Genomic DNA, 23,212 nt, shown 5'->3' with positions numbered 1-23,212 from the left:
CCTCTAACCGCTTTTACTTGGAGAACAGCAACTAGAGCGAACCAATAACTGAGTGGGCACAATGGTGTCTTGGCTGGCTTTGCTTCCCTGCAGTATCTTCATTAGCGTGTTGGCTGCTGTCTTACCAATATCTTCTTGCGGCTGACGAATGGTGGTGAGCTCTGGGTTGGTATATTCGGCAAATAACAGGTCATCAAAGCCCACTATTGATAACTGTTGCGGCACCTTAATACCCAGTTGAGTGGCCGCTTTCATTGCCCCTAGAGCCATCATGTCGTTAAAGCAAAATAACGCTGTCATTGAGTAGTGTTCGTGTAGACGCATAAACGCGCTATACCCCGACTGAAAACTAAAATCACCATCTTCAAAAGCGGCTTCGTCAACGGCAATATTTAGCTGCTGCAGACTGTCTTGATACCCGGCTTTACGATCCACACAAATTGGGTTTTCCATAGGGCCGGTAATACAGCCAATTTGGCTATGCCCAATATCTAATAAATAATCGACTGCTCGCTTAGCCGAGCCGCGATTATCAATACGCACCGTGGGAATAGGAAAACCTGGAAAGTACTCACAGGCCATCACCATTGGAATTTCGGTACCTTGGCGGATCTCCATAGGTAGCTCAGCGGTAAGCGAAATAATGCCATCGGCTTGCTTGCTGCGTACCAAGTCCATATACACTTTTGCTTGCTCAACCGTGTGAATTGAGTCCCCCAGCAACACTTTGTAGCCGTTTTGCAAAGCAACCTGCTGGATCCCACGCACAATGCTAGCGAAAAACATATTGGCAATATCAGGCACAATAATCACGATGGTTTTCGATTCGCTGCGCCTTAAATTTCGGGCAATCACATTGGGAGAGAATCCCGACTCGGCTACCGCTAACTCGACCTTCAAACGGGTTTTCTCGGATACTTTTTCTGGGCTCATCATCGCCCGAGATACCGTTGCGGTAGATACGCCTGCCAATTTGGCCACATCTTTTATGGTAGGCATTTACTGTCCTTAATTTGGTAATAAGCAAGGCTAACCTTAGTGAAAGCTTAGCCCAAATGTAACGGATTACATCAATTATCATAAAGTACTTTATTTTAAATCACTTAAGAACTCAATCAGCAATTTGTACAAAAAATAAACTTTTAAACTGATCACATTTTCGCAAAATACGCTAGATAAACACTATTTTATTGTATAAGTTTTATTCAACTACTAAATAAATGCCATGCAGTGCGGCTTTATACGCCTCCAGCTTTGAACAGCGCATGGTTTTTTTATGAGACTAAATGTAATCGATTACATTTGGTCTCAACAAAATACGACATTTGGTTTGAACTTCGATAAAAGGATTGCCGATGAAAACCCTACAAGGACCCGCGCTGTTCCTCGCCCAGTTTGCTAGTGACGAAGCGCCCTTTAACTCACTTAGTTCAATTGCCGCTTGGGCAGCCAGTGTGGGTTACAAAGGAGTGCAAATGCCCAGCTGGGATAAACGTTTGTTTGATTTGGAGCGCGCTGCAGAAGATCTAAGCTATTGCCAAGAGGTATTAAGCCTGCTTGCCGACAATGGCCTCACTCTCACCGAGCTGTCGACGCACCTGCAAGGCCAACTTGTTGCAGTGCACCCAGCCTACGATGAAATGTTTGACGGCTTTGCTCCTGAATCCGTAAGAGGCAACCCCAGCCTTCGTCAAGAGTGGGCCGTAAACCAAATGCTACTCGCAGCAAAAGCCTCTAAAAACTTAGGTTTAAGCGCACACGCTACTTTCTCGGGTGCATTACTTTGGCCTTTTATGTACCCATGGCCACAGCGCCCGCAAGGTTTGGTTGAAACGGGCTTTGCTGAACTAGCTAAGCGCTGGCTACCGATCCTTGATGCCTTTGATGAAGCTGGCGTAGATGTATGTTACGAGATCCACCCCGGAGAAGATTTACATGACGGCATTAGTTTTGAAATGTTCTTGGATGCAGTTAAGCAGCATCCGCGTTGCAATATCTTGTATGACCCTAGCCATTTTGTTCTACAACAACTGGATTATTTAGACTTTATTGACCGTTACCACCCTCGAATAAAAATGTTCCATGTGAAAGATGCTGAATTTAACCCAACCGGGCAACAAGGTGTATATGGCGGTTATCAAAGCTGGACAGAACGTGCGGGTCGATTCCGCTCTTTAGGCGATGGCCAAGTAGATTTTGTGGGGATTTTTTCCAAACTCGCCCAATACAACTTTAGTGGCTGGGCGGTGGTTGAGTGGGAATGTTGCCTTAAACACCCCGAAGCTGGCGCGCTGGAAGGCGCAGCCTTTGTAGAGCAACACATCATTGAAGTCACCGACAAAGCCTTTGATGATTTTGCCGACAGCGCCATCGACCAAGCAGCAAATCTGCGAATTTTGGGTTTATAGGAGTAACTCATGGATAAAATTAAACTAGGAATGGTTGGCGGTGGCAGCGGCGCATTTATTGGTGCTATTCACCGAATTGCTGCTCGCTTGGATAACCATTATGAATTAGTTGCAGGGGCTTTGAGTTCTAATCCAGAGCGAGCGGCACAGTCGGCGCTTGATCTGGGCATTGCAAGCGAACGAAGCTACAGTGATTACTCAGTGATGGCAAGCGCTGAAGCCGCTCGTAAAGATGGTATTGAAGCGGTAAGTATTGTTACCCCTAACCACTTGCACTTTCCTATTGCTAAGGCATTTTTGGCTGCAGGTATTCATGTAATATGCGATAAACCCATGACGTGCTCGTTGCATGAAGCCATAGAACTGAAAAACCTTGCCAATAACAGCGGCAAGCTATTTGTACTCACTCATAATTACAGCGCCTACCCAATGGTTCGCCAAGCTCAGCAAATGGTGAGTGAAGGCATACTCGGTAAGCTGCGCTTAGTACAAGTTGAGTACGCCCAAGACTGGCTTACTACTGCGGCAGAAAATACCGGCAATAAACAAGCCGAATGGCGCACCGATCCTAAACGCTCTGGCCCAGCAGGTTGCTTAGGCGACATTGGCACTCACGCCTTTAACTTAGCCGCGTTTATTAGTGGCTTACAACTTGAACAAGTGAGCGCTGAACTAAGCACCTTTGTTGAAGGACGGGTACTTGACGACAATGTTCAAGCCATGCTGCGCTTTGAACAAGGCGTGCGCGGTATGCTGTGGAGTTCGCAGGTTGCCCCAGGTAATGAAAACGGCTTACGCATTCGAATTTACGGTAGTGATGGCGGCCTTGAATGGTCGCAAGAGCACCCCAACCAATTACTCTACAGCCCGTTTGCTCAACCCAGTCGTATCCTCAGTCGCGCAGGGTACGGTTATCAATCAGAGGCTGAACACCTAGCTCGAACACCAGCAGGTCACCCTGAAGGTTACCTAGAGGGTTTTGCCAACCTTTATACCGAAACAGCTCAAGCTATACGGGCGGCCCGTAATGGTGATTCTCCCGCCGAGATTTTAAACAACAGTTTGTTACCTGGAGTGAAACAAGGTGTAGAAGGTTTGCAGTTCATCAACGCGATGATCCATTCCTCACAAAACGATGGCAAGTGGACACCTTTGGAGAATGTGCATGAGCTTGCCTGAACCCATTTTAAGCTTAGAGAAGATCTCTAAAAGCTTTTCCGGCGTGCAAGTGTTGCATGCGATTAGCGTGCAAGTAAACGCCGGAGAAGTGATGGGGATTTTGGGTGAAAATGGCGCGGGGAAATCCACTCTACTTAAAATCATTTCAGGGATTTACCAACGCAGTAGTGGGCAAGTATTGGTGGCTGGGGAGGCGGTAGAAATCACCAGCCCTAGTGATGCTAAAGCCTTGGGCATTGCAATGATCCCGCAAGAATTCAACTTAATCGCTAGCTTAAGTGTCTTTGAAAACATCTTTTTAGGTCAAGAGCTAAAAGGCCGCCTATTACTCAACAAAAAAGCGATGCGCCAACGCACTCACCAACTGCTGAATTTACTAGAGACCCAGCTATCGCCAGATGCGCTAATCGAAGAACTTAGCGTGGCTGAAAAGCAAATGGTAGAAATTGCTAAAGCCTTGGTCAACGAAGCGCGTATTTTGATTATGGATGAACCCACCACGGTGTTAACCAGCCAAGAAGTGGAAGTACTGTTTAAGCTTATCGACAAACTAAAAGCGCAGGGTGTCACTATTTTATTCATTTCTCACAAACTAAAGGAAGTGAAACAACTCTGCGACCGTTTGATTATTTTGCGCGATGGTGAGCTGATATCCGTCGATCAGGTTAGCGAAATCAATGAGCAAGACATGGCGCGAAAAATGGTAGGGCGCGAACTCAACCAAGTGTTCCCTCCTCGCTCACTAGTACAAAGTAAAGTCGCCTTAAAGGTAGAAAACTTGGCGGTGAAAAATCTGTTAAGCAACATCAGCTTTGAAGTACGCCAAGGCGAAGTACTGGGATTTGCCGGATTAATAGGCAGTGGCCGCACCGAAACCGCCGAAGCCATTATGGGTTTACGCCGCCGCCAAACAGGCGACATTTATGTGCAGCAGCAAGCGGTGCAAATTCACAACATTAAAGACGCAGTAAAACATGGCTTAGCTTATTTAAGTGAAGATCGCCAAGGCTGCGGTTTAACGATGAACTTCAATTTGCCTGAAAACATTAGTCTTATCTCACTAAACAACTACAGCAAAGGCTTTATTAATCACGCTCAAACCCGAGAAAAAGCCCAGCAATATGTTCGAAAGTTCGATATTAAAGCCGCCTCATTGGATACCGAATTGCTCTATTTGAGCGGAGGTAATCAGCAAAAGGTGTACTTGTCTAAATGGATGGACACTCAACCACAAGTACTGATTTTAGATGAGCCTACTCGCGGGGTAGATGTAAACACTAAAAAAGAAATTTACCACTTTGTGCAGAGCATGACCGAGCAAGGTTTAGCGGTAGTGGTTATTTCATCAGATATGGAAGAGCTCATTGGGCTCGCTCACCGGGTATTGGTGATGCGCGAAGGTCAGATTCAAGGAGAGTTACGTGATCAGGACATCAACGAACAACAAATCATGTTTTTGGCCGCAGGTTTGCAAAGCCAGGCAGCGCCGTTATCTGCGACGCTACAGGAGAACCACCAATGAGTGAGGTAGCCAAAATGGATACTAAATCTAACTCTTCGTCAGCTAGCTGGGTAACTAGGCTACCTAAATTTACGCTCTCTAACTGGGCACCGTTAGTTGCGTTATTGGTATTAGTGGTACTTTCTGCCATGGCCAGTGAGCACTTTCTTATCCCTAGAAACCTTACCAATGTATTACGCCAAGTGTCTTATACCGGCATTATCGCACTAGGGATGACCTTTGTGATTATTGCTGGCGGCATCGATTTATCGGTAGGCTCCATGGTGGCATTAGTGGGCGTATTGGTGATTATGCTGCTCAACTATATGGGCGATGGCTGGATGGCGGTAACCGTATCAATAGCGGCTGCCATGGCCATGGGAGCGGCTTTTGGTGCGGTAAATGGTTTACTTACCACCAAGGGAAAGATTACCGCTTTTGTTGCCACCTTAGCCACCATGTCTATCTTTCGCTCGCTCACCCTATACATCAGTGATGCCGGAGAAATGGTCTCGCAAAACAATCACTACCCAGATATTGGCGGCGGTTACTGGATGGGTATTCCTATTCCGGTGTGGTTGTTTATTGGCTTAGCCTTTGTGGGCCACATCATTTTGCGCCATACCGCTTTTGGTCGCCATGTGTGCGCGGTGGGGTCAAACCCAAAAGTTGCCACCTACTCGGCGATTAACGTTAAGCGCGTTTACTTCTTAACTTTTGTGATTGTGGGATTCACCGTGGGTTTGTCTGCGGTAATGCTGTCATCACGTCTTAATTCGGTGAGCCCCGGTGACGCGGGTTTGTTTTACGAACTGGATGCCATTGCCGCGGTAGTTATTGGCGGAACTTCGCTAGCAGGCGGCAAAGGCACACTATGGGGCACCGTTATTGGTGCCATCATCTTAGGCATTATTAACAACATGCTGAACTTAATGGGGGTTTCACCCTATTTACAAGGAACGGTAAAAGGTTTGGTTATTTTGATTGCAGTGTTAATGCAATTCAAACGTGACCGCTAAAACCAAGCCGTAGATAACAAACAAAGGAGAGTAACTCATGCGTTTATTGCAACACATAGGAAAACTACTACTTGCGGCTATGCTAATTGCCTCGCTGGGCATTAATGCGGCGGTAGCCAAAACCTTAAAAGTGGGTGTATCCGTTCCCTCAGCAGATCACGGTTGGACAGCCGGTTTACTTTGGTGGGCTGAAAAAGCTGCCGCAGACTTTAAGAAAAGTGAAGATGATGTTGAGTTCTACGTGGTGGCTGCGAGCTCGGGCTCTAAGCAAGTGGGCGATGTAGAAGATTTAATGATTAAAGGCATTGATGCCTTAGTTATTTTGCCGCACAACCCAGCCACGTTGCAAAAAGTGATTGAAGAGGCTTATGGCAGTGGTATTTATACCGTAGTGGTAGACCGCGAGCTTGAAACCCCAGCGCAAAACGTGTTTATTGCCGGCGACAATGCAGGCCTAGGCAGCGTGAGCGGTGAATGGTTGGCCAAGGAAATGGATGGCAAAGGCAAAGTGGTAGTGATTGAAGGCATGTCGATCCCGATTAATAAGCAGCGGGTAGATGCTTTTAACGATGTGATTGCCCAGCACAAAGGCATGAGCATACTAGACAGCCAGCCTGCTGATTGGTCAACCCAGAAAGCCTTAGCCGTAATGGAAAACTACTTACAAAAACACCCTGAAATTGATGCGGTTTGGTGCCAAGATGACGACATGTTAAAAGGCGTGATGCAGGCAATTAAAGAGTCAGGCCGAACTGACATTAAAACAGTACTTGGCGGTGCAGGCTCGCAAGACATCATCAAAATGGTGGTAGATGGAAACCCTGTAGTGCGTGCTACCGTGACTTACCCGCCGAGCATGGTGGCCTCTGGCATCGCATTAGCGATTACCGGCGCTCGTCATGAAATGCTAGGTAAGATGTACCATAGCGCGCCATCGCGAGTTATTTTGGCGGCAGAATTGGTGGATACAAATAACGCTAGCGAGTTTGTCGTCGCCGATGCCGCATATTAGTACGCGACTGAGTTAAATCACTTAACGGTAAAGTTAAATTTCACCTACAAAAAAGCGAAATAGACCTAGTCTGTTTCGCTTTTTAATTCCTCACCTCAGTAACTGATTAAGGTAATAGCCCAAATACTACTCTTCAGTCAATAACTCAAAGCTCACATCAACACTGTCGTTATACGTTAACTGCGCCGCTTGATAAGAACTTGCACCAGCATCTGCCGCGGCCATGCTAACCCGTTCAATCTTCATTAGTGGAATAGCAGACTGATTACGGTAGTTAATCTCAACCACAGGGCCTAGTTGGCCATTATAACCATCAGCTAACTGCTTAGCTTTAACGTAAGAGTCGGCAATAGCCATTGAACGCACTTGTTGCTTGTGTTGGTCTTCTTGCGAGCTTTTATACTGCAAGTTACGCACTTCATTCACGCCACTCAACATGGCTGCATCGAGTACTTGAGTAAGCCCGTCTAAATTAGCGAGTTCAACAATAATGCTACGCTGTGCGCGATAACCTACAAATACCCGCTCACGATCTTGGTATTTATATTCCGCTTGAATTTGCAGTTGGCTGGCTTCAAAACGGTCAGAGTCGGTTAACAAACCAGCTAAGTTAGATTGAGTAACTTTTACTACTTCATCAACTTGTTGCTTAGCGTCACTAGCTGATTTCGCTAAACTGCTTGCATGTAGATCTAATTGAACTTGGTCTGCAATAACCACCAGCTTCGCCTCGCCGCTGGTATGTAACAAAGCCGCAAATGCGGGCATGGCTATCACACTACAAGCCAATAACACCGGTAATAAAATCTTCTTCATCTCTACCCCTTTAAACTTCACTATTCAGCCAATTTAAAACGCTGAGGAGGTGCAACATAACCCTGATAGGCGTCCACTGGCAAGGCCGATAACAGTTCTACCTGCTGCTGATTCTCTACCCGTTGCGCCACCGTTACAATTTGTAAGTTTCTTGCCGCCCGGCAAATGGCACTAAGGAAATGAGTATCGCCCTCTTCTGCCAGCGCTTGAGCGGTATACCCATAATCAATTTTCACGTAATTAGGTTTTACCCTGCTTAAATAGCTTAATGAGTTTAAATTACGCCCGTATTGATCAATCCCAATCTGGAAGCCTAACGCTCGCAACAAGCCTAAAGTTTTTTCCAACTCTGCATTTTCTTGGAGAAAAGCCGTTTCCGGGATCTCAAAGGCCATTCTGTGAGCGACTGATTTAAACTGCACTGCAGCCCCACCCAACCAAGTTAAAAAACTTTGCTCACTAATAGCAGACAACGTTAGGTTAATGGCTAAACTCAAATCCGCATGTTTGCTCAACGCACTGGCGGCTTGCTCAACCACCATTTGGTCAAACTTGGCACCTAACCTAAACTGCTCAACTGCAGGCATAAATTGCCCTGCCGCATAGTGCTGAGCGTCTACCTCAATTGTTGTAAATAGCTCATGGTGCAACACTTTATCGCTATGGATAAAATTCACAATCTGGGTTTTGTAAGCCAAGCTTTGGCGACTAATGGTGGTTTCTAACAACTGCTTCCACTGGCTGCGTGGAATATGCGTATGCTCCACATCCGCTAAACTAAAGAACCCCTCTCGCAGCTCTCGTGCGACATGCAAAGCAGTATCAGCAGCAGTCAGTAGTTCGCCAATGTTTTCGTCTTTTTGGCGCAATACCAAGCCAATCACTAACGGCCGTGGCATGTATTGTTTCCACGTTGCTAAGCGCTCTAAGATGTCTTGGTGAACTTGCTGCGCTAAGTCCAGCAACTGTTGCTGATCAAATCCCTCGGCTAATACCGCAAACTCAAGATTACTGATACGCGCAAACACTAACTGTTGCTGCTGTTGAGTATAAGCAGTAAACAGCTCGCCAACTGAATGGATAAATTCGTCGCGGGCGCTAAACCCTTCTTTTACATGAATCGCTTCGATAATGTCTAATGATATTAAGGCTAAGCCACCCACCCCAGATTCTGCCAACCATGACTTACTTTGATTAATAAAATAGGCACGGTTCCCTAAACCTGATACCGAATCTTGAAAAGCTTGCTCGCGTAATGCGTTGGCTTCTTTAACTTGGCTTTCAAACTGCTGAGCGATGTTGTCAGACATATGATTAATCGCCCCCACAACACTGCGCAGCTCTAGGGTATGCGGCAGTGGAATAGTTTGGCCAAACTCGCGTTGCTCAATTAACTTAGCTTGCTGCTGGATTTGCTCTAATGGCTTAAGTAAGTATCGTAGCGCCCGCATTAACATAAGCACCGTGGCTAAGTAGCCCACTACAAATAACTTGGCGAGATCTACCATGGCATTCCATAGCTGCAAATAAGCAAAGCCAGAATGCCCCACCACGGTTAGCTCGCCTAACTGCATCCACCCGCTGGTAAGCACTTGCTGCTGAGAACTAGGCTGGAATAGTTCAAAAGAAGTGAACCATTCTGGTACACCTTCAATAGCGCTGCTGTTTTGGCGGTCTATTACGCTCTCGTCGGCAAATAGCGTCAAGCTAATTTGTTGGTAATAACCACTATCAAACATGGCATTAATTACCGACTCTGCCCCTACTACATCATCATCTTCCAAATAAGGGCTTAAAGATAAACCCAAAGAGGTGCTGGTATTGTTTACATCCGATAATTGCTGCTCAGACAAATAGCTACGGGTATTGCCAATTTCAATACTGAACACTACGGCTAACAAACCTCCGTAGATAAGCAGTACTACAATCAACAATTGTCGATATAAGGTCATAGTGTTCCCCTAAGCATCAAAATTCTTTATCGGTTTTTTAAGTTTATTCAGTCGCCAGCGCTGCTGTAAATCAGTCCACAATTTCAAACGACTCGATTTACCCGCCAGCTGGCCGCGGCCTTTTTCTTTCATCAACCAAAGATGCTGACCATTAAAGCTGTAAATAGGCACAAGGTCATCACGCTGAGTCGCGGGCAAAATAGTTGGGTTGATATTATCGAGAATAATCGGCACAGATGAAGGCGTTTGATAATAAGCCACCACCATATGAAATTGGTTGTAGGTAAGTGATTTTACATAAACTAGGCGCATTTTCTCATCACTTACGCCTAGCTCAATCAGTGAGAAATATTTGGCAATACTGAAGTCGTCACAGTCACCGGCTGCTGCGCCCAAAAACTCTACAGGTGTCGCCCAATAGTCTTTTTGGCCCCAAACATCGATATCGTCGACAAACTGCATTTGATTGAAGAAGTCATTCACGGTGTGCAGCTGTTCTGTTTCCGATAGCGCATGGCCGTCGCTAATCACCTGCCGCCAGGCTCTTACGCGTTGCTCGGCTTTATCACCATAGAAAGAGCGAACGGTTGCGGCGAGTTCTTCTAGCTGATAACCAGTGGCAAGAATGAGTACTGGCCAAAGCAGTACTAGCATCCACCACCGAGCTAGAAGACGCCGCATCTAGAGTCTCTACTGTTTTAAATGAGGAGTGTAGATAGACCAACGAGGAACAACTTTGCGGTACTCTTCTTGAACAAAGATTCTCGCTCTACGATTAGCTGCCTCAGACTGCTCAGAATCTCCCGCTACTAGCAGCTCTTCTTCACCAATGGCTTCAAGCTCTATGCGCTCAGCTGGCACCGCATAATCAGTAATCAATTGCTGACGAACACTCGCCGCTCGACGCTTAGAAAGTTTCAAGTTGTAAGATTTACTACCACTGGCACTGGCGTAGCCTTCAACGCTGATTTTAACCTCAGGGTATTTTTGCATGAAGTCAGCCACTTGTTGCAACTGAGGCTCAAATTCACCAGTAAGTTTACTGGAATCGTGGCCAAAAAAGACCATTAATTCGTAACCGTCATCAATACTTTGAAATTCAGAACAGCCGTCGTTATCTACTGCGGCTCCTTCTTCAGTATCAGGGCAAAGGTCTCGTTCATTAATCACGCCGTCGCTGTCTTGATCTTGACGGTCATAGTTGGCGGTTTCAGCCTTATAAGTTTCGGCAGATTGACTACACGCAGTTAGGGCTAAAATAGCGGCTGCGACAATTAAGCTTTTGTTGTTCATTAAAAGTTCCAGTCCTCAGGTCGGTTAACACGTAATGCTTCAAGCAGTAGGCCGGTAGCATTTAGTAAGCGGTATTTAGCACGCAGCTCATCGATATCTGCGCCAATAAATTCGTTTTGAGCTTCGAAAAGTTCGTTTTCGGTATTCAGTACATCAAGCAAGCTACGCTTGCCTAAATTGAATTGTTTTTTGTAGGCCTCAACCGTTTGAAAGCTCGCTTCTACGTGTTGTTGTAGAAACGATTTCTGGCGCACTAATACATCCCATGCGTTCCAGGCTAAACGAGTGCCTTCAGTGACTTGTCGGTAAGCGTCATCTCCCACGGCCTTGGCGCGATTTACATCATAAGCACTGCGGCGAATTTCGGCAGCATCACTACCACCATTGAATAAGTTGTAACGCAAACGCAGCATGGCTGCTAATTCGTAATCTTTGGTATCATCAAAACCGTTTTGGTTTCGGTCCCAATTGCCATCTAGTTCTACAGCAATCTCAGGGTAGTTGCTGGCTTTAGCTACGGTGTTTTGGGCGTTGGCAGCGGCAACATCAAACTGAGCAGCTTTTAGGGTAGGATGAACATCCAATGCTGCGGCCAAAGCGGCATCTAAATCAGCGGGTAACAAGGCAATATCAGCGCCGGGTAGCACCAAATCATTAGGTAAGGTATTTACCACTCGTAAAAACTGAGTTTGTGCATCAAGTAGGTTATTTTTAGCCGATAAAGCGTTAGTTGTCGCCCGCGCTACCCTGCCGTTTACTTGGGTTAAATCGGCACTAGAACCCACTCCTGAATCGGTGCGTTTTTTAATGTCTTTTTGAATTGCTAAGTGAGTTTGCAGATTACTATCTGCGAGTTCTAACAGTTGTTCTTGCTTTACGACTTCTAGATAAACATCGACGACTCGTAGCGCGATGTTTTCAGCGTCGTTATATAGCAGCCACTGATCGGCTCGCGCTTCATTTTCAGTACGCGATACTTCACCTGTGGTTGAAAAGCCACTAAACAAGAGCTGACGAATACTTACCCCAACCTCGGTTGGGTTGGCACTGTTCACCCCAAAGTTTTCGGTTTCACTCTGGCCCCAGCCCGCTCCAGCAGTTAAATCTACGGTTGGGTAGTAGCCACCTTTGGCCCCTTGGTATTGCTCGGTACTGGCTTTAAACTGGTTAAAAGAAGATTGTAACTGAGGGTGCTCAGTTAATACTTTAGCCACCGCCTGCTCAAGAGACTGAGCACAAGCAAGGTTAGAGCCCATTAACAGACCTGATGCTAAGGTCAAGCTCAGCTTATTCATTAACACTCCTTGTCATTTGCTAAGCAACGACTTAGCAAATACACATTCTTATCGTTCGCGTAACGCAGATTGTTGCGCTTTAATTATTGGTTTTAATAGATAATCTAAAATACTTTTCTTACCCGTAATGATATCCACACTAGATAGCATTCCTGGAATAATCGGCAATGGTGTATCGTCTGTACCGAGATAATTCTTGTCGGTTCTCACTCTCACCAGATAATAACTATTGCCTTCTTCATCTAAAATGGTGTCTGCACTAATATGTTCTAGCTGCCCGTCTAAGCCACCATAGATGGAAAAGTCGTAAGCACTGAATTTAACAACAGTTTTAAGCCCCGGGCGAAGAAATGCAATATCTTTCGGCTGAATTTTCGCTTCCACCAATAACTTATCTTCAATTGGTACGATTTCCATGATGCTCATGCCCGGCTGAACCACACCACCAACGGTATTAATGTAAATCTTTTTAACCGTGCCTTTAACCGGCGAAACTACCGAGGTTCTGTCTACCCTATCACGCAAGCCCACTTGCCCTTCGCTCAGTGGTTGTAGCTCAGCTTCAATTTGATTCAGCTCTCGGCGCGCTTCGCTTAAAAACGCTAACGCAATATCACGACGCTTATATATTGTTTCGGCAATCGCGCTGCGAATTTTAGGTTCAAGTAATTTGCTGCTTTGTAACTCACCCTTTAAATCGTTCGCTTGTCGGCGCAATTTAAGAATTTCCACTTGCGAAACAATGCCTTCTTCCGCCAAGGGTTTGGTAATTTTTAGTTCTTCTAATACTAAATTGTAACTTTGATTTACGTGCAAGATTTTGGACTTTAGCTCCACTATCTCTTGTTGTTTCTGATCGATTTGCCCTGCAGTAATAGAAAGCTGATTTTGCAAGGCTCGTAAGCGAGCGGTTTTTTGTAGTTGCTGGCCGGTCACTTCCGATGGGTATTTCAACTTAAACTCATCGTTAAACTCAATCTCTACATCGGTAACGTTTACCTGTTCTTGCCATTGCTCGAACGCCAAATTAGGGTCTAACTGAATACTGGCAATTTCACTTCTTAAGCGAGCAACATCACCTTCTAGGTTTATCACTCTTTGCTCTTGCTCGCGAAAGTCTGAGCGAAAACGAGTATCGTCGATAAGTAATAAGGGCTGAGCAGGTTCTACTTGCTCGCCTTCCCTAACCAAAATTTGTTTAAGGATACCGCCTTCCAAGTTTTGAATTGTTTGAATCTGTTGAGATGGGATCACCTTGCCATTGCCAATAGTGACTTCATCTACCTGAGCCCAATGCGCCCAAGATATTGCGCTCACTAGTAAGACAAAAATAAGCCACAACAAGCGACGCGAGCGACGCGGTGTTTTCATCAACATGGCGGCATTAATATCATCAACAAACTTAAGCTCTGCCTCAGAAATATCAGGCCTTTGCTTACTCATTGGGAGACCTCACTTTGCCGCTGCGTAATAGCTCTAATACTTCCGCTTTAGAACCATTGGCCACTACCGCTCCTCTATCTAATACAATGATACGGTCAACCAGATCTAACATCGACATCTTGTGAGTGATTAAAATAAAGGTTTTGTCCTCTGCTACTTGCTTTAATCGAGATTTAACTAAGTTCTCAGAGAACGCGTCCATACTGCTTGTTGGTTCGTCTAACACTAATACTGGCGGGTTAAACAACAAAGCGCGGGCTAATGCGACCGCTTGGCGTTGTCCACCAGAGAGATACTGACCTCGCTCGCCTACTTGTCTGTCTAAACCCTCTGGATCTACGTCAGTGAACTGCGTCACCCCGGCAAGTTCTGCGGCACGGAAGATTAGTTCATCTTCAATGTGCGGCACCCCGAGGGTAATGTTGTCTCGAATAGAACCATAAAATAAATTTATGTCTTGCGGTAAACAGCCGATTTTTTGGCGAACATCTGCCGGGCTAATTTGTTTTAAATCGACACCATCGAGGCGAATGGCACCTTGCTGGGGTATATAAAAACCGAGTAATAGTTTTTCTAAGCTGGTTTTTCCCGCGCCAATTTTACCAATAATGGCGACTTTCTCTTTGGCTTTAATTGAGAAGCTCACTTGCTTCAAAACTTGCTGTTCACTGCCAGGATAAGTAAAACTCACATCGCTAAAACTAATCGCACCATCAAAATGAGAACGATGCATATAGCGCTCTAAATTCTCATCTGGCAGCTGCATAATATCTTCAAGGTTTTCTAAGGCTGATTGCGCTTGGTTATATCTTGTAGCCAATAGCGACACCTGAGAAAAAGGCACTAACGCTCGCCCAGTTAACATCACTGCGGCAACTAAGCCTCCCATCGAGAGATTACCTTGAGAGATTTGGAATACCCCCACCACTACCAGCAATACAGTAGTACTTTGAGAGACAAAGGCATTCACATTACCTACCGAGGTAGCAAGCTTTCTAATAGCCATATTCCAAGTAGCAATGTTACCAACGAGCTCTTCCCACTTATGCTGAAACTGGCTTTCGGCTCCTGCCAATTTAAGGGATTCGATACCATTTAAACTCTCAATTAAGTGAGCATTTTTTTGGCTAGCAAACCGACTGCCTAATTCAACTTCTTGATGCATTTTGCGTTTGATGTAAAACGAATAAAGCAGCATTAATACTGCTGCCCCTGCTGGTACTAGCGCCAAGGGGCCAGCCACCATGGCGATGACTAACAAGAACAACAATGAGAACGGTACATCAACCAAGGCTGCAACCGTAGAAGAAGTAATAAACTCTCTAATGGAATCAAATTCTTGTACGTTTTTAGCAAAAGCCCCCACCGATGGCGGCCTTACTTCTGCCTTTATGTTTAACAGTTTTTCAAAGATTCGAGCAGACAACAAAATGTCCGATTTTTTAGCCGCTAAATCCAGCGTATAAGCGCGCATTTGCTTTAAGGCAAAATCAAACACCAATACTAAGGCCATACCTGCGGTAAGCACCCACAACGTATCAATGGCTGAGTTTGGCACTACTCTGTCGTAGACGTTCATAACAAACAGCGGTGAAGCTATCGCAAACAAGTTAAGGAATAACGATGCCACCAAGGCATCCCGATAAATGGGCGCAGAACGACGTAGAGTATTCCAAAACCAATGGCCCTGCTTGTTGCTCAGAGATTCTGGCGAGCGAGCGTCAAAACGGTAGCGTTTGCGCACATAGCAGCAAAAACCCGTGTAGTCTGGGGCGAGTTTGTCTAGAGAGATGGTTTCATGACTATCTGGAAGTTCTGGCCAAGCTACTTCAACAGAATCAGAAGTGCGTGAAACGAGAACACACGAGCGACCATCTTTTAACAACAAGATACAGGGTAAGAGTAATTCAGGAATTTTGCCGATAGGCTTTTTTACAAGAGATGCATCCATGCCTGCTCGCAAAGCAGCACGCGGCAATAATGCCGGAGTGAGTAGTCCTTCTTCCAAAGGTAATCCCGCTGACAACGCTCTAGCAGAAAAAGGCTTACCATAAAACTTGGACAAAAATACCAAACTGTTCAGTAAGGGATCAATGCGTTCTGCGGTTACATCTAAATCACGATATTGCTGCTGTGGTTTTGCGTCCTGCACCTAGCATCCTTTCCTAAATATAAAACATCAAGAGTAAGCCTTAGCTTACTCTTGAAAGTGGGTTTTCCCAAACGTAAACGGCCTAGTTGTCTACATTAAGCTGCTGATCTTCAATCAATTGAGTCAAAATATCATTATCACTCATACCACTGAAATCGACATCTTTAAGGGTGATCGTTTGATGAACACTCTCGCCATTAGCCCCACCATCTTTATCAATTGATATGATCGTTTCAACAGCGCCACCATTGCTTATGGTTTCAAACGACAAATAAGATTCTAAACTCGCTTCCGTTTCGCCTTGTAATAAATCACTCAAGTTAAGTACATCAGGGGCGTTATTCGGATCACTATCGTCTTTTAAGGTAAAGTCGTTAATGGTGTCATTGGTGGTGCCTTGGTCGTCACCGTCAAGCCAAGCAAACATATCACTATCATCACCACCAATTAATACGTCGTTACCTTGGCCACCAATTAAAGTGTCAGCTCCTATACCGCCCATTAACAAGTCAGCACCTTCACCGCCTTCTAGTTGATCGTCGCCAGCATAGCCTACCAAGGCATCATCACCCGCTTCACCAGTAATGGTATTGGCAAACTCATTACCCACCAATACCTCATCGCCATCTCCGCCATCAACAGAGTTACCATGAACACCAATAAGCTCTGCAGTTGTGCTATCAATCTCACCGTCACCAATAATGCTATATTCAAATTGTTCATGAACATCGCTATCTGCATTTTTGGTGTAAACTGCGTAGCTCGTATCAATAGTGAGATGAAGTTGATAAAAACCGCTATCGGTATCCGAATCAGCAACAACCTGAATGTAGTAATCGCCCTCTTCTGATGCAGTAAAACTATCTTTTGGCCCCTGCCAATCTTCAGCAAGTTTGTTTTGGCCGCTATCGCTTACGATAGGGTTACCACTAGCATCATAAAGAAAAGCGTCTACTTTAACTCTCTCAGTACCCGAAATGGTTGCCATGTTTACCCACAAAGTTTCCCCTTTTGCAAGAGTCACTTTAATCCAGTCTTCGTCAGCTGAGGTAAGTGGGTCGTTATCGTTAACTAACTCACTTTGATAAGTGTAAGAATACCCACCACTAACAATTTGCGGGATATTACCGTCATTAAGGCTAAACAAGGACCGGTCACTCAAATCGACTGTATTATGACCATTGAAGTCAACAAAGCTAACATCGGCTTCAGTACCAATAATCGATAAAGCCTCCGTTTCGAAGTTACTATCGTGGATACCAAGACCAACCCCGTCATTTGAGTCAAACAGGATTTCATCACCGACTGTCGCTGAACCACCCACAGCCGTTCCAACTTTATCTAAAGAAATCCCCGCACCACTATCGTTCCAGAGCAAAGCTAAACTTGGTACGCTAATTGTGGTACTACCATCTTGGTTTGTAATAATGACATCCCGATTAGCATCGACCACCGATTCAAAAACAGTATTAATTTCAATACTTACCGAATGTGAATCACCATCAAAATCGGTAACTGCTACAGTAAAGTTTTCTTGCTGTCCCCAGCCATCACCTCCAACATCCAACTCATAAGAATAGGCTCCGGTGGAGAAATCAAGCAGTAACAAACCACCTAAGGCAGTTGATACGCTAATGGTTTTAGGCTGTTCAGGGTCGGCATCAGGATCATAATTGTAAGTTGTACCGTCAATAGTGATGGCACTAACATAACCATCATCAGCCCCGACCATAAACCCATCAGTAGAAGCTGTTTCCAATAACCCTAAAGAGGCGTCTACTTCAGCCTCTAGGTAGCTTTCTACAAGTGTAGTAGAGAGATCATTTACATTATCAACGATAAAGGCAAATTCATCACTTGAAGAATCCGACGCCACGTCTTTGAGCACGTCCAAATCAGCTTGGCCGATACCAATTCCATAACTAGTATCGATATTGTTTGCTACAAACGAGTCCCAAGCTTGTAAGCCATTTTCACCATTATATTCTTCTACATCTTCTAAACGGTGGCCAAAGTTTGGTTCACCGTCTGAAATAAAATACAACAGAGTATTGTCAGCATCAGGTTGCATATCAACGCCGCTACTGGCTATCACTTCATTAAGAGCCGCGTCATAATGTGTGCCTCCGCCCGAACTTAAGTCTTCAAGGAATGCTAATGCCTCCGCAACATTGTCACTTATCCAGCCACTGTTTATTACCGAGTCTGAAAAGCCAACTATTTGCACATTTACGTTGCCAGCGGCATCAGCTTGCTCGATTAAGTTAGACAAGGCGTCCACTGCAATTTGCAAATAATCGAGACCATCTCCATGTTCACCGTTAGTCATACTCGCTGATGTATCTAATACCAATACCAAGTTGGTGGTAACCAGTAGCGGACTAGACTCCAAGCTATGCGAAACATTGCTACCTATAGGTGCATCATCAACGATACTAACATCTAACTTAGCTTGAGTAGCGAAGCCCTCTGTAGGGTTACTCACAACATAATCGAAGCTTTCGGTGACGCCATCACCATTAAGGCTTGAAGAGTTTAATTGGTATTCGTAATCACCTTTAGAAAAACCATTGTAGTCTTCGGTATAAACCGTTAGCGAGCCTTGTTCAGTATCAAAGCTAATCACACCATTTACGTCAGCAGCGTGCACTCCACCATCATAACCGATACTAGAAATAGCTAAGCCATCAACCACTCCACCATCATTACTGAGCAAGTTACCCGTTGTTAGCGTAGCAGCGACTCCGGCGTCCGAACCAGTATCTAAACCAGCTTCAAATACTTGCGCTGAATCATTAACGAGATCAACGACATTTCCAGATACACTAGCTGAACTTTCGGCGCCAAATTCGTCCTGTAAAACATAAGTAAAATCAACTGAACCATTACCATCTGCATTAGCGATAAAACTAATTACTCCTGCCGCAGTCACGTTAACAACGCCATTAGCTACAGTAATATCCTGCGCAATTCCCGAGGTAAGTTCTGTGCCGTTAATTGATTTAATGCTTATCGCATCACCTTCCAGATCGCTATCGTTAGCCAACAAATCTAATTGGACAGATTCAGAAGGCGCTACATTTGAGAAATCATCGTCCTGAGCATCTGGCGCGTCATTATCTGGCGTTAAATCTAAGCTGGCACTACCGCCAACCGTTTGCGGGTCACTCGCGCCATTAGTACTGCCATTGTCGGAGATGTCGTAGCTGAAACTGACTTCTGTATCGTCATTAGCAGCTGGCGTGTAAGTCCAAGTACCGTCGTTGTTATTGACTAAGCTACCGCTCCCTGCGCTAATTTGCAGATTACTTACCGTTAAGTCATCACCTTCGATATCTCCTGCGCTAGCTAGTAGTTCATCACTAGTAATTGTACGTGCACCGCTGTCTTCTGCTATCGGCGTTAGTGCCACCGCATCGGTTTCCGGTGCATCATTCACGGGAGTAATGTCTAAGCTGGCACTGCCGCTTACCGTTTGCGGGTCACTCGCGCCATTAGTACTGCCATTGTCGGTGATGTCGTAACTGAAGCTCACTTCTGTATCGTCATTAGCAGCTGGCGTGTAAGTCCAAGTACCGTCGTTGTTATTGACTAAGCTACCGCTCCCTGCGCTAATTTGCAGGTTGCTTACCGTTAAGTCATCACCTTCGATATCTCCTGCGCTAGCTAGTAGTTCATCACTAGTAATAGTACGTGCACCGCTGTCTTCTGCTATCGGCGTTAGTGCCACCGCATCGGTTTCCGGTGCATCATTCACGGGAGTAATGTCTAAGCTGGCACTGCCGCCAACCGTTTGCGGGTCACTCGCGCCATTAGTACTGCCATTGTCGGTGATGTCGTAACTGAAGCTCACTTCTGTATCGTCATTAGCAGCTGGCGTGTAAGTCCAAGTACCGTCGTTGTTATTGACTAAGCTACCGCTCCCTGCGCTAATTTGCAGATTACTTACCGTTAAGTCATCACCTTCGATATCTCCTGCGCTAGCTAGTAGTTCATCACTAGTAATTGTACGTGCACCGCTGTCTTCTGCTATTGGCGTTAGTACCACCGTATCAGTTTCCGGTGCATCATTCACGGGAGTAATGTCTAAGCTGGCACTGCCGCTTACCGTTTGCGGGTCACTTGCGCCATTAGTACTGCCATTGTCGGTGATGTCGTAACTGAAGCTCACTTCTGTATCGTCATTAGCAGCTGGCGTGTAAGTCCAAGTACCGTCGTTGTTATTGACTAAGCTACCGCTCCCTGCGCTAATTTGCAGGTTGCTTACCGTTAAGTCATCACCTTCGATATCTCCTGCGCTAGCTAGTAGTTCATCACTAGTAATAGTACGTGCACCGCTGTCTTCTGCTATTGGCGTTAGTACCACCGTATCAGTTTCCGGTGCATCATTCACGGGAGTAATGTCTAAGCTGGCACTGCCGCTTACCGTTTGCGGGTCACTTGCGCCATTAGTACTGCCATTGTCGGTGATGTCGTAGCTGAAACTGACTTCTGTATCGTCATTAGCAGCTGGCGTGTAAGTCCAAGTACCGTCGTTGTTATTGACTAAGCTACCGCTCCCTGCGCTAATTTGCAGATTACTTACCGTTAAGTCATCACCTTCGATATCTCCTGCGCTAGCTAGTAGTTCATCACTAGTAATTGTACGTGCACCGCTGTCTTCTGCTATTGGCGTTAGTACCACCGTATCAGTTTCCGGTGCATCGTTCACACGAACAACATTCACGATGTCGCTATCAGTCGCGGTTTGTCCATTCGCGCTAACTTGAACATTAATGGAGAGTTCAGACAAGTTTAAAGCATCACTGTTTACTGCCGCCACGCCATCAGCGGTGAGTTTGACTTGGTTACCATCAATCACAAAATAACCATCGTCGTTATTCAACAACTGGTAAGCCTGCACATCTCCATCTGGATCATTTGTCGTAAAATTGGCAACAATTGAATCTGTACTGACTGCATCTTCAGTGACGCTTTGAGCAACCACGTCTATCGTTGGAGCTTGACCTACAGGAGTGCTTGGTTCGTCATCCACTCTTACAATGCTAAGCGTATCGCTATCAGTTGAAGTAAGGCCATTAGCTTCAACTTGAACGGTCAAATCCAAACTTGTCAGATTTAAGCTGTCATTATTAATCGCCGCCACGCCATCAGCAGTGAGTTTGACTTGGTTACCATCAATAACAAAATAGCCGTCATCGTTATTCAACAATTGGTAAGTTTGAACGTCACCATCAGGATCGTTTGAGGTAAAATTGGCAACAATTGTATCTGTACTGACTGCATCTTCAGTAACGCTTTGAGCAACCACATCTATCGTTGGAGCTTGATCTACAGGAGTGCTTGGTTCGTCGTCCACTCTTACAATGCTAAGCGTATCGCTATCGGTAGCAGTAAGGCCATTAGCTTCAACTTGAACGGTCAAATCCAAGCTTGTCAGATTTAAGCTGTCATCATTAATCGCCGCCACACCATCAGCGGTGAGTTTTACTTGGTTACCATCAATCACAAAATAACCATCGTCGTTGTTCAACAGCTGGTAAGTTTGAATGTCACCATCAGGATCGTTTGAGGTAAAATTGGCAACAATTGTGTCTGTACTGACTGCATCTTCAGTAATGCTTTGAGCAACCACATCTACCGTTGGAGCTTGATCTACAGGAGTGCTTGGTTCGTCGTCCACTCTTACAATGCTAAGCGTATCGCTATCGGTAGCAGTAAGGCCATTAGCTTCAACTTGAACGGTCAAATCCAAACTTGTCAGATTTAAGCTGTCATTATTAATCGCCGCCACGCCATCAGCAGTGAGTTTGACTTGGTTACCATCAATAACAAAATAGCCGTCATCGTTATTCAACAATTGGTAAGTTTGAACGTCACCATCAGGATCGTTTGAGGTAAAATTGGCAACAATTGTATCTGTGCTGACTGCATCTTCAGTGACGCTTTGAGCAACCACGTCTATCGTTGGAGCTTGATCTACAGGTGTGGCGGGATCGTCGTCTACTCTAACAATCTCGACGGAAGCACTATCAGAAGCCGTTAGGCCATTAGCTTCAACTTGAATGGTTAAATTCAAAGTCGTTAAATTGAGTTGGTCATTGTTAACTGCAGCAATACCCGCATCACTCAACTTAATTTCGTTTCCATCAATAACAAAAAAACCATCAGTATCATTTAGCAGGCTGTGATTTAAAACATCACCGTCGGCATCATTTGATGTAAAGCTAGCAATAACGGTATCGGCATCCACTAAATCTTCAGTAATACTTCCAGCAGTAAGCGTAATCGTTGGTGCTTGATCGGGACTAGGTGCAGGCGGAGTGGGAGTGGGTTCAGGTTGAGAGTTATCGATTGCTGCTAGCGGTTCTGGAGCGTTTGCATCAGAGTCAGTTTGGGCTGCATTAGTTGGAACTTGGGGAGCTTGGGTATTAAAACCAGTTTGAGCAATGGTTTCTCCACCAATTCGGTCGATCGTAATAAACCCACCGTTGCCAGCTGCTTCACCATCCGCAGCAGTAGGAGCGCCACCAGCCGCAGTCGCTTCAAACAACTCCGTTGGGTCAGCACCTTCTAAAATGGCTTGTTGCAAAGCGTCTACATCAAGATCGTTAGCCGCGCTTAAAGGGCCTTCTGCAATATCAACATTGGGAAGTTGAGTAGCACTATTGTCACCAAGCAGGTACTGGTCTTCACCATAGTAAAAGCCAAGTTGCGCACCTTGGGAAGTAATAATCATTTCGCCAGGCACAACACTATCCCCTGGTTGCAGGGATCTAATATTGCCTTGGGCATCTACTGCAAACGCTTGTCCTTGTATTGATACAATCGTTGCATTTGATGTTGCAATGCTCTGTTCCATCTGATTATTCCTTTCAATCTTTATTTAACACGCCCGCTATCCGCAGCCAGCGACTCAGCCTATATCGAAGGGCTTAGAGTATAAATTTTAGTCAATAGACCTTAGTTTAACGAATGAATTTTTCTAATCTAAACCTAAGATCAAACATAAGAGCCTGAATAGCTTAGGAAAACACTTAATACTAAAACTATAAATATAGAAAATTCATTGGCTTATAAAGCTAAAGTAAAACAATCATGAACTAAAAGCGAGAAAATTGAAGAGGTAGGATAAGTGAACA

Annotated in this window: 14 protein-coding genes; 5 read left to right on the top strand and 9 right to left on the bottom strand. The window is 45.2% G+C overall.

Annotated elements, in window-relative coordinates:
• Positions 1-3: 3 nt before the first annotated feature.
• A complete protein-coding gene (locus tag ACLD71_RS09745) occupies positions 4-999 on the bottom strand; it encodes a LacI family DNA-binding transcriptional regulator (RefSeq protein ID WP_152780420.1) in 996 nt (331 codons plus the stop codon).
• A gap of 356 nt (positions 1,000-1,355) precedes the next feature.
• Here ACLD71_RS09745 and ACLD71_RS09740 point away from each other — a divergent pair, with 356 nt between their 5' ends.
• Genes ACLD71_RS09740 through ACLD71_RS09720 form a run of 5 tightly spaced genes read left to right on the top strand, consistent with a single transcriptional unit; the run spans position 1,356 to position 7,119 of the window.
• Positions 1,356-2,408 carry a sugar phosphate isomerase/epimerase family protein gene (locus tag ACLD71_RS09740; protein ID WP_411994444.1) on the top strand — a complete coding sequence of 351 codons (1,053 nt, stop codon included), beginning with the start codon at positions 1,356-1,358 and terminating at the stop codon, positions 2,406-2,408.
• A gap of 9 nt (positions 2,409-2,417) precedes the next feature.
• On the top strand, positions 2,418-3,587 hold the full coding sequence (locus ACLD71_RS09735) for a Gfo/Idh/MocA family protein (protein ID WP_411994442.1): 1,170 nt from the start codon (positions 2,418-2,420) through the stop codon (positions 3,585-3,587).
• On the top strand, positions 3,574-5,109 hold the full coding sequence (locus ACLD71_RS09730) for a sugar ABC transporter ATP-binding protein (RefSeq protein ID WP_411994440.1): 1,536 nt from the start codon (positions 3,574-3,576) through the stop codon (positions 5,107-5,109). The genes ACLD71_RS09735 and ACLD71_RS09730 overlap by 14 nt, the downstream gene beginning before the upstream one ends.
• On the top strand, positions 5,106-6,107 hold the full coding sequence (locus ACLD71_RS09725; RefSeq protein ID WP_235836274.1) for an ABC transporter permease: 1,002 nt from the start codon (positions 5,106-5,108) through the stop codon (positions 6,105-6,107). Before ACLD71_RS09730 ends, ACLD71_RS09725 begins: the two co-directional genes overlap by 4 nt.
• A gap of 37 nt (positions 6,108-6,144) precedes the next feature.
• Complete coding sequence (locus tag ACLD71_RS09720; protein ID WP_303513717.1) at positions 6,145-7,119, top strand: substrate-binding domain-containing protein; 975 nt, start codon at positions 6,145-6,147, stop codon at positions 7,117-7,119.
• A 126-nt stretch (positions 7,120-7,245) separates the two neighbouring features.
• On the opposite strand, the gene ACLD71_RS09715 is transcribed toward ACLD71_RS09720, so the two are convergent.
• The 8 genes from ACLD71_RS09715 to ACLD71_RS09680 form a co-directional block, all read right to left on the bottom strand.
• Positions 7,246-7,935, bottom strand: coding sequence for an SIMPL domain-containing protein (locus ACLD71_RS09715; RefSeq protein ID WP_411994439.1), 690 nt, complete (start codon positions 7,933-7,935; stop codon positions 7,246-7,248).
• A gap of 20 nt (positions 7,936-7,955) precedes the next feature.
• On the bottom strand, positions 7,956-9,887 hold the full coding sequence (locus ACLD71_RS09710) for an EAL domain-containing protein (RefSeq protein WP_411994437.1): 1,932 nt from the start codon (positions 9,885-9,887) through the stop codon (positions 7,956-7,958).
• A gap of 9 nt (positions 9,888-9,896) precedes the next feature.
• Positions 9,897-10,568, bottom strand: coding sequence for a transglutaminase-like cysteine peptidase (locus ACLD71_RS09705; protein WP_303513725.1), 672 nt, complete (start codon positions 10,566-10,568; stop codon positions 9,897-9,899).
• A 9-nt stretch (positions 10,569-10,577) separates the two neighbouring features.
• Positions 10,578-11,180: an OmpA family protein gene (locus ACLD71_RS09700; RefSeq protein WP_137675324.1), complete on the bottom strand. Its 603-nt coding sequence runs from the start codon at positions 11,178-11,180 to the stop codon at positions 10,578-10,580.
• A complete protein-coding gene (locus ACLD71_RS09695; protein WP_411994435.1) occupies positions 11,180-12,475 on the bottom strand; it encodes a TolC family outer membrane protein in 1,296 nt (431 codons plus the stop codon). Before ACLD71_RS09695 ends, ACLD71_RS09700 begins: the two co-directional genes overlap by 1 nt.
• 48 nt (positions 12,476-12,523) lie before the next feature.
• Positions 12,524-13,918, bottom strand: coding sequence for an HlyD family type I secretion periplasmic adaptor subunit (locus ACLD71_RS09690; protein ID WP_411994433.1), 1,395 nt, complete (start codon positions 13,916-13,918; stop codon positions 12,524-12,526).
• On the bottom strand, positions 13,911-16,070 hold the full coding sequence (locus tag ACLD71_RS09685) for a type I secretion system permease/ATPase (protein WP_137675321.1): 2,160 nt from the start codon (positions 16,068-16,070) through the stop codon (positions 13,911-13,913). The genes ACLD71_RS09690 and ACLD71_RS09685 overlap by 8 nt, the downstream gene beginning before the upstream one ends.
• A gap of 82 nt (positions 16,071-16,152) precedes the next feature.
• Complete coding sequence (locus ACLD71_RS09680) at positions 16,153-22,932, bottom strand: retention module-containing protein (RefSeq protein WP_411994431.1); 6,780 nt, start codon at positions 22,930-22,932, stop codon at positions 16,153-16,155.
• Positions 22,933-23,212: the final 280 nt, after the last annotated feature.

It is taken from the genome of Agarivorans sp. DSG3-1, assembly GCF_046774965.1.
Taxonomy (GTDB): domain Bacteria; phylum Pseudomonadota; class Gammaproteobacteria; order Enterobacterales; family Celerinatantimonadaceae; genus Agarivorans.
The sequence above is the reverse complement of the archived record's forward strand: the minus strand, read 5'-3'. Positions and strand labels throughout refer to the sequence as shown.

What these genes read in the sequence shown, in the direction of transcription:
- ACLD71_RS09745 (WP_152780420.1), bottom strand. Translation starts at nt 999, where the DNA reads ATGCCTACCATAAAAGATGTGGCCAAATTGGCAGGCGTATCTACCGCA.
- ACLD71_RS09740 (WP_411994444.1), top strand. Translation starts at nt 1,356, where the DNA reads ATGAAAACCCTACAAGGACCCGCGCTGTTCCTCGCCCAGTTTGCTAGT.
- ACLD71_RS09735 (WP_411994442.1), top strand. Translation starts at nt 2,418, where the DNA reads ATGGATAAAATTAAACTAGGAATGGTTGGCGGTGGCAGCGGCGCATTT.
- ACLD71_RS09730 (WP_411994440.1), top strand. Translation starts at nt 3,574, where the DNA reads ATGAGCTTGCCTGAACCCATTTTAAGCTTAGAGAAGATCTCTAAAAGC.
- ACLD71_RS09725 (WP_235836274.1), top strand. Translation starts at nt 5,106, where the DNA reads ATGAGTGAGGTAGCCAAAATGGATACTAAATCTAACTCTTCGTCAGCT.
- ACLD71_RS09720 (WP_303513717.1), top strand. Translation starts at nt 6,145, where the DNA reads ATGCGTTTATTGCAACACATAGGAAAACTACTACTTGCGGCTATGCTA.
- ACLD71_RS09715 (WP_411994439.1), bottom strand. Translation starts at nt 7,935, where the DNA reads ATGAAGAAGATTTTATTACCGGTGTTATTGGCTTGTAGTGTGATAGCC.
- ACLD71_RS09710 (WP_411994437.1), bottom strand. Translation starts at nt 9,887, where the DNA reads ATGACCTTATATCGACAATTGTTGATTGTAGTACTGCTTATCTACGGA.
- ACLD71_RS09705 (WP_303513725.1), bottom strand. Translation starts at nt 10,568, where the DNA reads ATGCGGCGTCTTCTAGCTCGGTGGTGGATGCTAGTACTGCTTTGGCCA.
- ACLD71_RS09700 (WP_137675324.1), bottom strand. Translation starts at nt 11,180, where the DNA reads ATGAACAACAAAAGCTTAATTGTCGCAGCCGCTATTTTAGCCCTAACT.
- ACLD71_RS09695 (WP_411994435.1), bottom strand. Translation starts at nt 12,475, where the DNA reads ATGAATAAGCTGAGCTTGACCTTAGCATCAGGTCTGTTAATGGGCTCT.
- ACLD71_RS09690 (WP_411994433.1), bottom strand. Translation starts at nt 13,918, where the DNA reads ATGAGTAAGCAAAGGCCTGATATTTCTGAGGCAGAGCTTAAGTTTGTT.
- ACLD71_RS09680 (WP_411994431.1), bottom strand. Translation starts at nt 22,932, where the DNA reads ATGGAACAGAGCATTGCAACATCAAATGCAACGATTGTATCAATACAA.